Origin of the sequence: uncultured Piscinibacter sp. (assembly GCF_937952055.1) — a bacterium.
Classification (GTDB): Bacteria; Pseudomonadota; Gammaproteobacteria; order Burkholderiales; family Burkholderiaceae_C; genus Piscinibacter.
The window spans coordinates 48,850-63,900 of sequence record NZ_CALFYO010000034.1; the positions used below are offsets into that span (position 1 = coordinate 48,850).

A 15,051-nucleotide genomic window follows, 5' to 3' on the forward strand; every position below is an offset into this window, starting at 1 on the left:
CTCAGTGGCTGGCCACGGCCAGCCACTTGTCCAGGGTCCCGGGATCCAAGAGGAGCGCGTCGCTCTGGCCTTCGTGCACCACGGCGCCTCGATCCAGTACCACCGCGTGACGGGTGATCGGCAGGATCATTTTCGGGTTCTGCTCGACGATGATCGCCGACATGCCTTCGTCGCGCACCACGCGCGCGATCGATCGCAGCAGCTCCTCGACGATGATGGGCGCGAGGCCTTCCAGCGGCTCGTCGAGCAGCAACAGCTTGGGGTTGAGCACCAGAGCCCGCGCCACCGCGAGCATCTGCTGCTCGCCGCCGGAGAGCTGGTTGCCGAGGTTGCCGCGCCGCTCGGCCAGGCGCGGGAACATCTCGTAGGCACGCGCCACCGTCCACGGCCCCGGTCGCGCCACCGCGGTGAGATTCTCGTCGACGCTCAGCGACTTGAAGATGTTGCGCTCCTGCGGCACCCAGCCAATGCCGGCGGCGGCGCGCTTGAACGAGGGCAAGGGGGTGATGTCCCGCCCGTCGAGCACGATGCGACCGGCATGGTGGCGCGTCGCGCCGACCAGCGTGTTCAGCAGCGTCGTCTTGCCCGTTCCGTTGCGGCCGAGCAGGGCGAGCGAGGCGCCCTTCTCCAGCACGAGGTCCACCCCCTGCACCACCACGGCCTCGCCGTAGCCGGACTTCAGGCCCTCGACGCGCAGCAGCTCAGCCATGGGGCGTGCCCTCGCCGAGGTAGACCGACTTGACGCGCGGGTCGCTGGCGATGCTTTGCACGTCGCCCTCGGCGAACAGCGAGCCGTTGACCAGCACCGACACCGTGCGCGCAAAATTGAAGACGAGGTCCATGTCGTGCTCGATCAGCAGCACCGTCACCTCGGCGGGCAGCGCGTTGACGATGTCGAAGATCTCCTGGCGCTCCCCCTCGGGCACGCCGGCCACCGGCTCGTCGAGCAAGAGCACGCGGGGCCGGCAGGCCAGCGCCGTGGCGATCTCCAGCTGCCGCCGCTTGCCGTAGGCCAGCAGCGCGACCTTCTGGTCCTGCACGTCGTCGAGGTGGAACTGCCTCAGCAGCTCGTCGCAGCGTTGCGCGACGCGATCGTCTCCGCCCAGCGCCTGCCAGAGGCGGCCCCCGATGCCGAGCTGATTCGAGACTGTCAGTGCCAGAGACTCCAGCGGGGTCAGCTCGTTGAAGAGCTGGTTGATCTGGAACGTGCGCACGATGCCGCGGTGCACGCGCTGGTGCGAGGGGATCGAGGTGATGTCCTCGCCTTCGAGGATCACGCTGCCCGAGGTCGGCTCGAGCACGCCGGTGAGCAGGTTGATCAGCGTCGTCTTGCCCGCGCCGTTCGGGCCGATCAGCGCCTGGCGCGCGCCCTTCTCGACCTTCAGCGAGACGTCGTTGGTGGCGGCGAAGGCGCCGAATCGCTTGACCAGGTTCCGGGTTTCGAGGACGACGGTCATGACTTCTTCCACCACGTCCATGGCTTGAAGAATCGCTCACGGCCGACCATGACGAGCACGACGAGGAACAGCCCCAGCCAGAAGGTCCAGTACTGCGGCGTCCAGGCCGACAGGAGGTCGTGAAGCAGCTTGAAGGCGATCGCGCCGAACAGCCCCCCCCACAGCCAGCCGGCGCCGCCGATCACCACGATCAGCATGGCGTCGGCGCTGCGGTGGAAGTCCAGGCCGTCGAGCGAGGCGAAGCCGGTGGTCTGCGCCAGCAGCGCGCCAGCCGCTCCCGCCATCGCCGCCGAGATGGTGTAGATCACGCCGAGGCGAGCGTCGACGTTCAGACCGATCGCCGCGGCGCGCAGCCGGTTGTCGCGGATCGCCTGCAGGGACCAGCCGAACGGCGACTTGACGATGCGCCGTGCGACCAGCAGTCCGATCAGCAGCACCACCAGCGAGTAGGCGTAGGCGGTGCGGCCGTAGAGGTCGAACTCGAAGCGGCCGGCGAGCGCACCGATGGTCACGCCCTGCAATCCGTCGGCACCGCCAGTGAAATCGAGCTTGTTCGCCAGCTCGTAGAGGATGGCGGCAACGCCCAGCGTGATCATCAGGCGCGCCAGGTCGGAGCCGCGCATGACCAGCACGCTGCTGGCCGCCCCGAGCAGCGCGGTGATGGCGATCGCCACCGCCAGGCCCACCAGCGGCTCGGGCATCACATGCTTGGCGAACAACGCCGCCGCATAGGCCCCGGTGCCGAAGAAGGCGGTGTGACCGAGCGACACGATGCCGGCATAGCCGAGGATCAGGTCCAGCGAGACGGCGAACAGCGCGATGATGGCGATTTCGTTGGCCAGCAGCGAATGCTGCTCGCCGACGGCGAACCACGTCAGGGGCAGCGCGACAAGAATGGCCAGCTCCCAGGGCTTCCACCGTCGCAGCGCTGCAAGCGAAGGGGCGGAACTCATTTCGTCGCCGCCCGTCCGAACAGTCCCTGCGGGCGCCAGAACAAAATCGCCACCATCAGGGTGTAGACGACGAAGGCGCCGAGCTGCGGCACGTAGTACTTGCCCATCACATCGGCAATGCCCAGCAGCAGCGCGGCGAGCAGCGGACCGGTGATGGTGGTCGTCCCGCCCACCGAGACGACGATGAGAAAATAGATCATGAACTTGAGCGGGAAGCTCGGGTCCAGGCCCAGCACCTCGGCGCCGAGCGCGCCGCCCAGGCCGGCCAGGCCCGAACCCACCGCGAAGGTGATGCTGAACACCTGGTTGACGTTGATGCCCAGGCCGGCAGCGACGCGCGCGTCGTCCACCGCGGCGCGCAGCCGGCTGCCAAAGCGGGTGCGCGCGAGGATCAGCTGCAGGATCGCGGTCAGCACGAGGCAGACGGCGATGATGAAGAGCCGGTAGCGACCGATGCCGACCCCGGCGACCTCGAAGCGGCCCTGCAGGAACTCCGGGAGCTTGATGATCTGCTGCTGCGAGCCGACGACATAGTCGACCGCCGCCACCGTCATGAAGACGATGCCGATGGAGAACAGCACGTGGTCGAGGTGCGGCCGCTTGTACATCGGGCGGTACAGCGTGCGCTCGGCCACCGCGCCGATCGCCGCCGGGATAAGGAAGGCCAGCGGCAGCGTGGCCAGGAAGGGCACGCCGGCGCGCTCCATCAGCAGCACCGTGACATAGCCACCGGCCATCGCGAAGGCGCCGTGCGCCAGGTTGACGAAGTTCATCAACCCGAGCGTCACGGCCAGCCCGACCGCGAGCACGAAGAGCAGCATGCCGTAGGCGATGCCGTCGAAAAGGAGAGTCAGCATCGAAAGGCCGCCCCCGCCGTCAGCCCCGGGGCGTCGCGGTCACTTCTGCTTGCCCGGGTCCTTCATCGCCTTGATCGCATCGAATTCGACGTTGTGCAATTCGCCGCCGACGCGCTCGACCTTGCGGAAGTACATGTCGTGCACGATGTCGCGCGTCTGCGCGTCGATCAGAACCTGGCCGCGAGGGCTCTCGAAGACCTGCCCCTTCATCGCGTTGAGCAGCGCCTCGCCGCCAGCGCCCTTGGTGACCTTCAGCGCCTCCATGATGACGCGCATACCATCGTAGCCGCCCACGGCCATGAAGTTGGGGCGCATGCCGTTGTTGGCCTTCTTGAAGGCGTCGACGAACTTCTGGTTGGCGGCGGACTTGTGATTCGCTGAGTAGTGGTGGGCAGTCACCACGCCCAGCGCCACGTCGCCCATGTCGTTGAGCTGGTCGTCGTCGGTGATGTCGCCGGTCCCGATCAGCCGGATGCCGGCCTTGTCCAGACCGCGCTCGGCGAACTGCTTCATGAACGCCGCGCCCTGGCCCGAAGGCAGGAACACGTACAGCGCCTCGGGCGCCGCGTCACGCACCTTCTGCAGCACCGGCGCGAAGTCCGGGCTGCGCAGCGGGGTGCGCAGCTTGTCGACCACGGTGCCACCGTTGAGCACCATGCGGTCCGCGAAGTAGCGCTCGGCGTCGATGCCGGGCGCGTAGTCGCTGACCAGCGTGACGACCTTCTTGATCTTGTTCTTGTTCGCCCACTCGGCCATCGCGACGGCCGCCTGCGGCAGCGTGAAGCTGGTGCGCACGACGAAGGGCGAGGCCTCGGTGATCGCCGACGTGGCCGCGGCCATCACGACCATCGGTGTCTTGCTCTGCGTGGCGATCGGCGCCGTGGCCATGGCCGCCGGCGTGATCCCGAAGCCGGCCAGCGCGACCACCTTCTCCTGCACCACCAGTTCCTGCGCGAGTCGGCGCGTCGTGTCGGGCACGGTGGCATCGTCCTTGACGATCACCTCGACCTTTCGCCCAGCGATCGTGTTGCCGTTCTGAGCCAGGTAGAGCTTCACCGCCGCGTCGATCTGCCGGCCGGTGGTGGCCTGCTGGCCGGTCATGGGCAGGATCAGGCCGATCTTGATCGGGTCGGCAGCGAGGGCCTGCGAGCCCGCCAGGCCGAGGCCCAACGTCAGGGTCGCGGCGGCAATGCCGCGCAGGGTGGTGCGCTTTTGCATGAGACGGTCTCCGAAGAAGGGCCCGATTCTCGCGCCGGGCCGTTCCAGACATATCGTGGGGTTCACCTACCGCGGGAGAACCCTGAGGCAACTCCGCGCTGGGGCAGCATTTTGCCGGGGGGATGGTGCTGCGGGGCCCGTGCGCGCACAACGGGCGCCACCGACTAGCAGCTATCGCAATCGGGCATGGCAGGCATGCCGCCGTGCGTGGCCGCCGGTCGCGGCGCGAACCTATCATCGACGCGTCCAGTCCCGGGAGATCGCCATGACCGTACGCACCACGCCGCCCTTCCGCGCCGACCATGTCGGCAGCTTCCTGCGTCCGAAGTTCCTGCTCGACGCCCGCGAGCAGTTCTTCGTCAAGAAGGAGATCAACGCCGAGCAGCTGCGCGCGGTGGAGGACAGGGCGATCACGGAAATCGTCAGGTTCCAGCAGGATGTCGGCCTGCAGTCGATCACCGACGGTGAGTTCCGGCGCACCTACTTCCACATCGACTTCCTCGAGCAGCTCGGGGGCGTGAAGACCGACATTCCGGTCACGGTGAAGAAGCCCGACGGCACCGAGGAGCTGGCGCCGCCGGTGATCCGCGTGATCGACAAGGTGCGCCACGTCAAGGACATCCAGAAGGCCGACTTCGAATACCTGAAGCGCCAGGTCGCGGCGGGCATGACGCCCAAGGTGACGATCCCCAGCCCGACCATGCTGCACTTCCGCGGCGGCCGCGCCGGCATCAGCCGCGAGGCCTATCCCGAGCTGGAGCCGGTGTTCTACGACGACGTGGCGCAGGCCTACGGCGAGGAACTGCAGTCGCTCCACGACGCAGGCTGCCGCTACGTGCAGATGGACGACACGAACCTCGCCTACCTGTGCGACGAGCGGATGCGCGAGGCCGCCCGGCAGCGTGGTGACGACCCGAACGAGCTGCCGCACCGCTACGCCAAGTTCATCAACAAGGTGGTGGCGCGCAAGCCCGCGGGCATGACGCTGGCCATGCACCTGTGCCGCGGCAACTTCAAGAGCACCCACGCCGCGGCCGGCAACTACGAGCCGGTGGCCGAAGCGCTGCTGGCCGAGATGAATCTCGACGCCTTCTTCCTCGAGTACGACGACGAGCGCTCGGGCGACTTCCGCCCGCTGCGCTACCTGCCCAAGGGCAAGATCGTCGTGCTCGGCCTGGTGACCACCAAGTTCGGCCAGCTGGAAAGAAAGGACGACCTCAAGCGCCGCATCGACGAGGCGACCCAGTATGCGCCGCTGGAGCAGCTGTGCCTGTCGCCGCAGTGCGGCTTCTCGAGCACCGTGCACGGCAACAACATCGCGGTAGAGGACCAGCGCAGGAAGCTGGCACTGGTGGTGGAGACCGCGAAGGAAGTGTGGGGGTGAGGCGCTTGCATTTGCGCACGACCGTGCTAAATTCTCGTCCATGGACGGATCGATCACGGTCGAGGCGAAGACGCAGCGCAGCGGGCTGACGCTCGCCGCCATCCTCGACACCGCGCTCGAGATGGCGGCGGCGGATGGCCTGGAGAGCCTGACCATCGGCGAGGTGGCCAAGCGCCTGGGCCTGTCCAAGAGCGGCGTGTTCTCGCGCATCGGCTCGCGCGAGGCCCTGCAGAAGGCGGTGATCGAGGAGTACGACCGCCGCTTCCTGCAGGACGTGTTCGTGCCCGCGATGCGCGAGCCGCGCGGCCTGCCGCGCCTGAACGCGATCATGCGGCTGTGGCTGCAGCGCGCCCGCGACGTGGAAATCCGCACCGGCTGCATCTACTGCGCCGGCGCCTTCGAATTCGACGACCGCGAGGGCCCGCTGCGCGAGCTGCTGCTCGATGGCACGCGGCGCTGGCGCACGGCACTCAAGCGCACCGTCATCCAGGCCATCGACGCCGGTCACCTGAAACCCGACACCGATGCCGAACAGCTCGTCTACGAACTTGACGGACTGTTCGTCGCGCTGATGCGCGAGGCGCGCTTCCTGCGCGACCCGAAAGCGGCCGACCGCGCCTGGGCGGCCTATGTACGGCTGGTCGCATCGCTTCAGGTGCAGCCCGAGCACCGCGCGGCGCGCTGAGCCGCCGACCGACATGATTCACCCACCCCACTCCGCGGTCATCCGCCGCGCCCACATTTCGCACGCTCGTGCGAAGAAAGGAAGCTCACCATGCTGATCGTCGTTCTCGGGGCCGCCGCGGTGGCCGCCGTCGTCTGCACCGTCGGGGCTGCGTCGCGCCTGTGGCGCGCAGTGCCGCGCCGCAACGCCGACCTGGTGCTCTTCTGACCATGGCCGCCCCCTCCTCTCCCGGCGCCAACCCGGCCGCCGCCTTCTACGCCGCCAGCCCTTCTGCGCGCGCCATCGGCGCGGCGCTGCGCGTGGCCGACCGGCTCGCGCCGACCTGGACCACGCGCGGCGCGCTGCGCCTGTTCTTCACCCCGCTGCCGTGGAAGCTCGCCGCACGCCGGCCGCTGCCCGCGCCCTGGACGGTGACGCATTGGCCCTTCGAGGGCGTTCAGCTCGCCGTGCACCGGCGCGGCGACATCGACCCCGGCCGGCCGGTCGTGCTGCTGGTGCACGGCTGGGCCGGCAGCGCGGGGCAGATGCGGCGCCTGGCCGACACGCTCGCCGCGGACGGCTTCGACCCGGTGCTGCTGGACCTGCCCGCGCACGGCCGCAGCGGCGGCTGGCGCGCCACGCTGCCGCAGTTCGCGCGCGCCGTCCATGCGGCGTCCGCGCGGCTCGGCCCCCTGCACGGCGTGGTGGCCCACTCGCTCGGTGCGCTGGCCACGCTGCATGCCAGCGCCCGCGGCCTGCCGGCGCAACGCCTCGCGCTGATCGCGCCTTCGGCGCCGCCAGCGCAGTTCATCGACTGGTTCGCCGGCAGCTTCGGGCTGCCGCCCGCCCTCGGCGAGCGCATGCGGCAGCAGATCGAGCATCGCGAAGGCGTGCCGCTGGCCGAGTACGAGCCCGGTTGGCTGGGACCGCGCGTGGCGCAGCCGGTGCTCTTGCTGCACGACGAGGGCGACCGCGTCGCCCCCTTCGCGGCGAGCCGCCGGCTGGCCCAGGCGATGCCCTCGCTGCGGCTGGAGCCGCGGCAGGGGCTCGGCCACCGGCGCATCCTGGACGACGAAGGCGTGGCGCTGAGCGTGGCCGCGCACCTGCGCGGCCAGGCTTCAGCCTGAGACGGTGGTCCCTTCGCGCACGCCGCGCCGGCGCGGCGGCGCGCGCAGGCCCACCTTGAGCAGCAGCTCGACGAGCAGGGCGCGCTCCGCCTGCGAGAGCACGGCCAGCGTGTCTCGTTCCATGGTGGCGGCGATCTTCTCCGCGCGGTCGACCAGCTCGCGGCCGGCCGGCGTGAGGTGGATGATCATCGCGCGGCGATCCTGCGTGCTGCGCACACGCTCGACCCAGCCACGCTCGACCAGGCGGTCGAGCGTGATCGCCATGTTCGGCGCCGACACGTCCAGCGCCTCGCCGAGCTGCTTCTGGTTGACCTCGGCGTTGGCCGCGACGAGCACGAGGATGGAGTAGTCCAGCACCTTCAGCCCGAGCGGTCCGAGCTCGCGCGCGAAGTCCTTGCGCAGCTCGATCGCCGCGCGACTGGCAACGTATCCCACCAGGCTCGTCAGGCGGGAGTGATCGAGCCCGGTCGGGCTGCCGTGTCCGCTCGTCATGCCGTCCGCGGCAGGTCCAGCCTCGCGAACGGCTGCCAGCCGGCGCGCGCCTGCGCGAGCGCATGGTCGAATTCGGGCCGCAAGTGTGTGAAGCAGTGCGCGGCACTCTCTCGCTTGGTGGCGTGGAAGGCATCGCCGTCATGGACGGTCCGCGCCGACACCGCCTCGGCGCGCGCCCAGGCGTGTGCGATCAGCGCCAGGCCGGTGGCTCGCAGCAGGTCGTCGGCGACGCGGAACGGCAGTTCGGCATCGCCGCGCGACGCAGTGGCCACGTCGCGCGCCAGCTTGCACAGGCACATCAGCTGCTCGGCCGCCGCGGCGCTGTAACGCGCCTCGCGCGGCAAGGCTGCCGCCAGCACCTCCAGCCAGTCGCAGAACCTGCGCCCGCCGTCGGCCACCAGCTTGCGCACGACGAGGTCGATCGCCTGGATCTGGTTGGTGCCCTCGTAGATCATCGCGATGCGTGCGTCGCGCACGCATTGTTCGATGCCCCAGTCATGCGTGTAGCCGTGCCCGCCGAACACCTGCAGCGCGTCGCTGGCGAGCGCGAAGCCGTTGTCGGTGAGGAAGGACTTCAGCACCGGCGTGAGCAGCGCGGCGTGGTCCTGGGCGCGCTCGCGCAGCGCGGCATCCTGCGCGTGCTCGGCGAGGTCGAGCAGGTGCGCGGCTTCGTAGGCGATCAGGCGCGAGCCTTCGACCAGCACGCGCTGGCGCAGCAGCGTGCGGCGCATCGCCGGGTGCAGCACGATGGGGTCGGCCGCCCCGCCACCGTCACGCACCGGCGCCCTCGACTGCAAGCGTTCGTGCGCGTAGACGAGCGCATTGCGGTGCGCGTTCTGCGCGTGGGCCAGGCCCTGCAGCGCGACATGCAGCCGCGCCGCATTCATCATCGCGAACATCGCCGCCAGGCCGCGATTCGGCTCACCGACCAGCCAGCCCGTGGCGCCGTCGAAGGCCATCACGCAGGTGGCGCTGCCCTTGATGCCCATCTTCTTCTCGAGGCCGTCGCAGCGCAGCGCATTGCGCGCACCGTCAGGCAGGATCTTCGGCGCGAGGAAGAGCGAGATGCCCTTGGTGCCCGCGGGCGCATCGGGCAGCCGCGCCAGCACCAGATGCACGATGTTGTCGGTGAGGTCGTGATCTCCGCCGGAGATGAAGATCTTCGTGCCCCGCAGCGCATAGCTGCCGTCGGCCGCCGGCGTTGCCTTGGTGGACAGCAGCCCGAGGTCCGAGCCGGCATGAGCCTCGGTGAGGCACATCGTCGACAGCCATTCGCCGCTGACCAACTTGGCGAGGTAGCGCTGCTTCAGCTCGGCGCTGGCGTGCAGGTGCAGGCACTCGTAAGCACCGTGCAGCAGCCCCGGGTACATGGTCCAGGCATGGTTCGCCGCGGCCAGCATCTCGTAGAGCGCGGCATTGAGCACCTGCGGCAGGCCCTGGCCGCCCAAGGCGGGATCGCAGGCCAGCGCCGGCCAGCCGGCCTCGACGAACGCACGGTAGGCCGCCTTGAATCCCTTCGGCGTGCGCACATCGCCGTCGGCGAGCGTGCAGCCTTCGAGGTCGCCGGGCCCATTCGTCGGCGCCAGCACCTCGGTGGCGAAGCGTGCCGCCTCCGCGAGCACCTGGCGCGCGGTGTCGGCATCGAGCTCGGCGAAGGCTGGCATGCCCGCCCAGTGCGCCGGCAGGCTCAGCACCTCCTCGATCACGTAGCGCATGTCGCGCAGCGGCGCTTCGTACTGCCACATCGCGGCGTTCCCTCAGGCGTTGCTCTTCTGCCGCGCGGCACCGAGATAGGTGTCGATCACGCGCGGGTCGCGGGCCAGTTCCTCGGCCGGTCCCTCCAGCGCGATCTCGCCCATCTCGAGCACGTAGCCGTGGTCGGCCACCTCCAGCGCGGCGCGTGCGTTCTGCTCGACGAGCAGGATGGTCACGCCGGTGGCGCGAAGCTTTTCGATGGTGCGGAAGATCTCCTTCACCACCAGCGGCGCGAGACCCAGGCTGGGCTCGTCGAGCATCAGCAGCTCCGGCTGGCTCATCAGCGCACGGCCGACCGCGAGCATCTGGCGCTCGCCGCCGGAGAGCGTGCCCGCAAGCTGCGTGCGGCGTTCCTTCAGGCGCGGGAACAGCGTGTAGACCTGCTCCAGCACCTCGCCGCCATTCTTCCGGCCGAGCAGCACCTGGCGGTAGCCCCCGAGCAGAAGGTTGTCCTCCACCGGCATGGTGCCAAACAGGGCACGCGTCTCGGGCACCAGCGCGATGCCCTGCATCACTCGCTCTTCCAGCGTCTTCAGGCCCATGGGCTGCCCGCGGTAGGCGATCGTGCCGCGCGAAGGCAGCACGCCCATCAGCGCGTTGAGCAGCGTCGACTTGCCGGCGCCGTTCGGGCCGATCACGGTGACCACGCTGCCCTTCCCGGCCTGGATGTTCAGGCCGTGCAGCACTTCGGCGCGGCCGTAGCCAGCGTGCAGGTCCTTGACGTCGAGAATGAGTTCAGACATCTCAGTGCTCCGTGCCGAGGTAGGCCGCACGGACCGCCGGACTGGCCTGGACTTCCTCCGGTGTGCCCTCGATCAGCCGGGTGCCGAACTCCATGACCACCACGCGGTCGACCAGGCCCATGACCAGGTCCATGTCGTGCTCGACGAGCAGGATGGCCATGCCTTCGTCGCGCAGCTGGCGCAGCACGTCCGCCAACGCCTGCTTCTCCTTCAGGCGCAGTCCGGCGGCCGGCTCGTCGAGCAGCAGCAGCATCGGGTCGGCGCACAGCGCGCGGGCGATCTCCATCAGCCGCTGCGGACCCAGCGCGAGGTTGCCGGCGAGCTCGTGCATGCGGTCGGCCATGCCGATGCGCTCGAGCTGGCGCTGCGCCTCGCGCAGCAGGCGCTTCTCTTCCGTGCGGTCCAGCCGCAGCACGGCGGAGGCCACACCGGCGGAGCCGCGCAGGTGGGCGCCGAGCGCGACGTTCTCCAGCACGGTCATCGTCGGGATCATCTTCACGTGCTGGAAGGTGCGTGCCACGCCGCGCGCCGCGATCTCGCGCGAGGGCAGGGTCTGGATCTCCTGGCCGCGCAGCATCACCTTGCCGCGCGTCGCCGGCAGCACGCCGGTGACGAGGTTGAACGTGGTCGACTTGCCCGCCCCATTCGGCCCGATCAGGCCGAGGATCTGGCCCGCGCACACCTGGAAGCTGACGTCATTGACGGCCACCAGGCCGCCGAACTCCTTGCGCGCGTCCTTCACGTCGAGCACCACCTCGCCGCGCGGTGGCTGCTCCCGGTGCGGCAGCGGCTGCGCCTCGGCCCAGTCGACCGTGCGCGCCGGCTTGGGAAAGCGCGCCTCGACGAAGGCCCAGATGCCGTCGCGAGCGTACTGCAGCACGAGGATCAGCAGGATGCCGAAGACGATGACCTCGTAGTTGCCGCTGGTGCCGAACAGCCTGGGCAGCCAGTCCTGCAGCTGCTCCTCCATCACCTTGACCACGGTGGAGCCGACGACCGCGCCCCAGACGTGGCCGACGCCGCCGATCACCGCCATGAACAGGTACTCGATGCCCTTGTTCAGCCCGAACGGCGACGGGTTGACGGTGCGCTGGAAATGCGCGAACAGCCAGCCCGACACGCTGGCCAGCAGCGCGGCGAGCACGAAGGCCGTCACCTTGAGCCGGAAGGTGTTCACGCCCATCGCCTCGGCCATGGTCGTGCCGCCCTTGACGGCGCGCAGCGCGCGGCCAGTGCGCGAATCGAGCAGGCGAATCGCACCGAAGGCCGCCAGCAGCACCAGCAGCCACAGCAGGTAATAGAAGTGGCGTCCGGTGTTGAGCACGATGCCGAAGAACTCGATGGCCGGGATGCCGAGCAGGCCGTCGTACTTGCCCAAGGCGTCGATGTTGCCGAGCAGGTAGTACAGGCTCAGGCCCCAGGCGATGGTGGCCAGCGGCAGGTAATGTCCCGACATGCGCAGCGTCACCCATCCGAGGATGAGCGCTGCGACAAAGGTGAAGGCCAGGCCGAACCACACCGTGATCCAGGGCGACACGCCGTGCGTCAGCGTCAGGTAGGCCGCGGTGTAGGCGCCCATGCCGACGAAGGCCGCCTGGCCGAAGCTGGTGAGGCCGGCCACGCCGGTGAGGAGCACGAGGCCGATGGCCACCAGCGAGTACAGGCCGATGTAGTTGGCCTGGGTAATCCAGAACTCGGGCACCGGCAGCAACGGCAGCGCGGCGACGAGCAGGACGAAGGCAATCAGGACGTTGCGGCGCATGGCGTCACTCTTCTTCATCGTGATGGCCGTGCTGGAACGAACGCCACAGCAGCACGGGGATGATCAGCGTGAAGACGATGACCTCCTTGAAGGCACTGGCCCAGAACGAGCCGAAGCTCTCGATCAGGCCGACGAAGATGGCGCCGAGCGCGGCGGCCGGGTAGCTGGCCAGCGCGCCGAAGATGGCGGCGACGAAGCCCTTCAGGCCGATGAGGAAGCCGGAGTCGTAGAACATCGTCGTCGTCGGCCCGATCAACAGTCCCGACAGCGCGCCCATGAAGGCGGCCAGGCCGAAGCTCAGCCGGCCAGCCCCCGACGTCGAGATGCCCATCAGCCGCGCGCCGAGGCGGTTCACCGCCGTCGCGCGCAGTGCCTTGCCGCGCAGCGTGCGCTCGAAGAACAGGAAGAGCGCGACGATCAGCGCGATCGAGACCATGAAGATGATCAGCGTCTGGCCCGACAGCGTCAGCGGCCCGGCCGAAAAGCGCGCATCCCAGAAGCTCGGGTTGCGGAATCCCTCGGCGCCGAAGAACACCAGGCCCAGGCCCGTGAGCGCGAAATGCGCGCCGACCGAGACGATCAGCAGCACCAGCACGGTGGCGTCGGCGAGCTTCTCGTAGGCCAGGCGGTAGAGCAAGGGGCCGAGCGGGGTCACGATCGCCAGCGTCAGCAGGCTCTGCAGCAGCAGCGGCAGCTGCCTCGGCGCCGCCCACCAGGCGAAGGCCGTGACCGCCACCGGGAATGCGAGCGCCTTCAGCGCGCCCGTGGCCACCGACGCCGCCGGCAGCCCGCGCCGCAGCGCGGCCACGGCGTCGAGCACGGCCGCGACCACCGCCATCACCAGCAGCAGCCACACCGTGCCCGGCACCTGCCCGAGCTGCAGCAGCGCGAGCGTGAGCGCGCCGTAGGCGACGAACTCGCCCTGCGGGATGAAGATCACCCGCGTGACGGCGAACACCAGCACCGTGGCCAGGGCCAGCAGCGCGTAGACCGCGCCGTTGGTGACGCCGTCCAGCGTCAGGATGCTGGCGATCGTGAAGTCCATCGTTTACTCGACCTTCCAGTCGCCGTTCACCACCTTGAGGATGACGCCGGTCTCCGTCGTGAAGCCCCAGTGGTTGTCCTTGGTGTAGTTCAGCACGCCATGCGAGACGACGGTGCGGCCCATGTTCTCCACCGCGTCGCGCAGCGCGGCGCGGAACTCCTTGGTGCCGGGCTTGCCCTTCTTCAATGCCACAGGCACGGTCTTCTCGAGCACGATGATGGCATCGTAGGCATGGCCGGCAAACTGGTTGCGGCTGCCCGCTCCGTAGGCTTTCTCGTACTTGGCGACGAAGTCAGCCGCGATCGCCTTGGAAGGATGGTTGGCCGGCAGTTGCTCGGGAATCACGGCCGGGCCGGAGGACACGAAGGCGCCCTCGACATCCTTGCCGCCCACGCGCACCAGGTCGCGCGAAGCCGCGGCATGCGTCTGGTAGATCTTGCCCTTGAAGCCGCGCTCGACGATGCCCTTGTGCGGCATCGCGGCACCCGAGCCGGAGGCGACGATCAGCATCGCGTCGGGGTTGGCGGCCACCAGCTTGAGGGCCTGCCCGGTCACGCTGGTGTCGGCGCGCGCGAAGCGCTCGACGGCGATGATCTGCGGCCCGCCGAGCAGTTGCGACTGCGCCTTGAAGTCGTTCAGCCAGCTCTCGCCGTAGGCATCGGTATAGCCGAGGAAGCCGACGGTCTTCACGCCGTTCTTCTTCATGTGCTCGATCATCGCGTGCGCCATCACCGCGTTGCCCTGCGGCAGGCGGAAGGCCCAGTGGTCCTTGCCCGCGGGCAGCACGGCCGGCGAGAACATGAACTGCACCGTGCCCGACTCGGCGATGGTGTCGGCCATCGCGATGGCCACCGGCGTGGCCGCCGAGCCCATGACGATGTCGGCCTTGTCCTCGGTGATGAACTTCTTCGCGTTGGTCACGCCCTTGGTCGGGTCGGTGCCGTCGTCGAGCACGGTGACCTTGAGCTTCTCGCCGGCGATCTCGGTCGGCCACAGCTTGATGTAGTTGGCCATCGGGATGCCCAGGCCGGAGGCCGGGCCGGTCAGCGGCAGGCTGATGCCGATGGTGATGTCGGCCTGCGCGGCGCCGGCCAGCAAGGCTGCCGCGACGGCGACCATTGTCTTCAGAGCTTTCATCGTCATGTCTCCGGAGTTGAGAGGGGAAGGGTGATCAAGAGCACATGGCCTTGATGTCGTCGGGAACGGGAATGGCGCGCAGGCGCTCGGGGTTGTCCGGGTCGCGCTTCACGAAGGCACGCACCTCGCGGCCTTCGCAGATGAGCTCGTCGCCGCGCGTCACACGGTGCATTTGCACGAACACCTTGTCGCGCCACTCCTCGATCCAGGTGGCGATGGTGATCGTCTCGCCATAGGTCACGGACTTGATGAACCTGGTGTTGATCTCGAGCAGCGGCGTGCCGACGATGCCGCGCGTCTTCACCAGTTCGCGCCAGGGCGGCAGTCCGCAGTCCATGAAGAACTTCAGCGAGGCAGCATCCATCCAGCGCGAGAAATTGGGGAAGAACACGATGCCGGCCGGGTCGCAATCGCCGAAGTGCACCTCGACGCGGTGAAGGGTGGTCTTGGCCATGTT

Annotated in this window: 15 protein-coding genes; 3 read left to right on the plus strand and 12 right to left on the minus strand. The window is 69.0% G+C overall.

Translation table 11 applies throughout. The features are described from left to right. Position 1: 1 nt before the first annotated feature. The 5 genes from Q0599_RS25795 to Q0599_RS25815 are packed head-to-tail and all read right to left on the minus strand — an operon-like array spanning position 2 to position 4,485. Positions 2–709 carry an ABC transporter ATP-binding protein gene (locus Q0599_RS25795; RefSeq protein WP_298835616.1) on the minus strand — a complete coding sequence of 236 codons (708 nt, stop codon included), beginning with the start codon at positions 707–709 and terminating at the stop codon, positions 2–4. Further along, positions 702–1,457, minus strand: coding sequence for an ABC transporter ATP-binding protein (locus tag Q0599_RS25800; RefSeq protein ID WP_298835618.1), 756 nt, complete (start codon positions 1,455–1,457; stop codon positions 702–704). Before Q0599_RS25800 ends, Q0599_RS25795 begins: the two co-directional genes overlap by 8 nt. Further along, positions 1,454–2,410: a branched-chain amino acid ABC transporter permease gene (locus tag Q0599_RS25805; protein WP_298835620.1), complete on the minus strand. Its 957-nt coding sequence runs from the start codon at positions 2,408–2,410 to the stop codon at positions 1,454–1,456. The genes Q0599_RS25800 and Q0599_RS25805 overlap by 4 nt, the downstream gene beginning before the upstream one ends. Further along, the gene (locus tag Q0599_RS25810; protein ID WP_298835624.1) at positions 2,407–3,267 is read right to left on the minus strand and encodes a branched-chain amino acid ABC transporter permease; all 861 of its coding nucleotides are present in this window, start codon (positions 3,265–3,267) and stop codon (positions 2,407–2,409) included. The genes Q0599_RS25805 and Q0599_RS25810 overlap by 4 nt, the downstream gene beginning before the upstream one ends. 39 nt (positions 3,268–3,306) lie before the next feature. Then, positions 3,307–4,485, minus strand: a complete 1,179-nt coding sequence (locus tag Q0599_RS25815; RefSeq protein ID WP_298835626.1) for an ABC transporter substrate-binding protein — start codon at positions 4,483–4,485, stop codon at positions 3,307–3,309. A gap of 265 nt (positions 4,486–4,750) precedes the next feature. Between Q0599_RS25815 and Q0599_RS25820 the strand changes: the two genes are divergently transcribed. The 3 genes from Q0599_RS25820 (at position 4,751) to Q0599_RS25830 (ending at position 7,660) form a co-directional block, all read left to right on the plus strand. Then, positions 4,751–5,869, plus strand: a complete 1,119-nt coding sequence (locus tag Q0599_RS25820; RefSeq protein WP_298835628.1) for a 5-methyltetrahydropteroyltriglutamate--homocysteine S-methyltransferase — start codon at positions 4,751–4,753, stop codon at positions 5,867–5,869. Positions 5,870–5,909: 40 nt separating this feature from the next. Then, on the plus strand, positions 5,910–6,554 hold the full coding sequence (locus Q0599_RS25825) for a TetR/AcrR family transcriptional regulator (RefSeq protein ID WP_298835630.1): 645 nt from the start codon (positions 5,910–5,912) through the stop codon (positions 6,552–6,554). Positions 6,555–6,763: 209 nt separating this feature from the next. After that, positions 6,764–7,660: an alpha/beta fold hydrolase gene (locus Q0599_RS25830; RefSeq protein WP_298835632.1), complete on the plus strand. Its 897-nt coding sequence runs from the start codon at positions 6,764–6,766 to the stop codon at positions 7,658–7,660. Here Q0599_RS25830 and Q0599_RS25835 read toward each other — a convergent pair. From Q0599_RS25835 to Q0599_RS25865, 7 genes are read right to left on the minus strand one after another with little or no spacing between them, the layout of a single operon-like run. After that, positions 7,652–8,152 carry a MarR family winged helix-turn-helix transcriptional regulator gene (locus tag Q0599_RS25835; protein ID WP_298835634.1) on the minus strand — a complete coding sequence of 167 codons (501 nt, stop codon included), beginning with the start codon at positions 8,150–8,152 and terminating at the stop codon, positions 7,652–7,654. The genes Q0599_RS25830 and Q0599_RS25835 overlap by 9 nt on opposite strands. Further along, complete coding sequence (locus Q0599_RS25840; RefSeq protein ID WP_298835636.1) at positions 8,149–9,897, minus strand: acyl-CoA dehydrogenase family protein; 1,749 nt, start codon at positions 9,895–9,897, stop codon at positions 8,149–8,151. Before Q0599_RS25840 ends, Q0599_RS25835 begins: the two co-directional genes overlap by 4 nt. Positions 9,898–9,909: 12 nt before the next feature. Next, positions 9,910–10,650: an ABC transporter ATP-binding protein gene (locus Q0599_RS25845; RefSeq protein ID WP_298835638.1), complete on the minus strand. Its 741-nt coding sequence runs from the start codon at positions 10,648–10,650 to the stop codon at positions 9,910–9,912. A gap of 1 nt (position 10,651) precedes the next feature. Continuing rightward, a complete protein-coding gene (locus Q0599_RS25850; RefSeq protein ID WP_298835640.1) occupies positions 10,652–12,412 on the minus strand; it encodes a branched-chain amino acid ABC transporter ATP-binding protein/permease in 1,761 nt (586 codons plus the stop codon). 4 nt (positions 12,413–12,416) lie between these two features. Next, positions 12,417–13,457, minus strand: coding sequence for a branched-chain amino acid ABC transporter permease (locus Q0599_RS25855; RefSeq protein WP_298835642.1), 1,041 nt, complete (start codon positions 13,455–13,457; stop codon positions 12,417–12,419). Between the two features lie 3 nt (positions 13,458–13,460). After that, positions 13,461–14,594 carry an ABC transporter substrate-binding protein gene (locus Q0599_RS25860; protein WP_298835644.1) on the minus strand — a complete coding sequence of 378 codons (1,134 nt, stop codon included), beginning with the start codon at positions 14,592–14,594 and terminating at the stop codon, positions 13,461–13,463. 34 nt (positions 14,595–14,628) lie between these two features. Then, complete coding sequence (locus tag Q0599_RS25865) at positions 14,629–15,048, minus strand: thioesterase family protein (RefSeq protein WP_298835646.1); 420 nt, start codon at positions 15,046–15,048, stop codon at positions 14,629–14,631. Between the last annotated feature and the right edge of the window lie 3 nt (positions 15,049–15,051).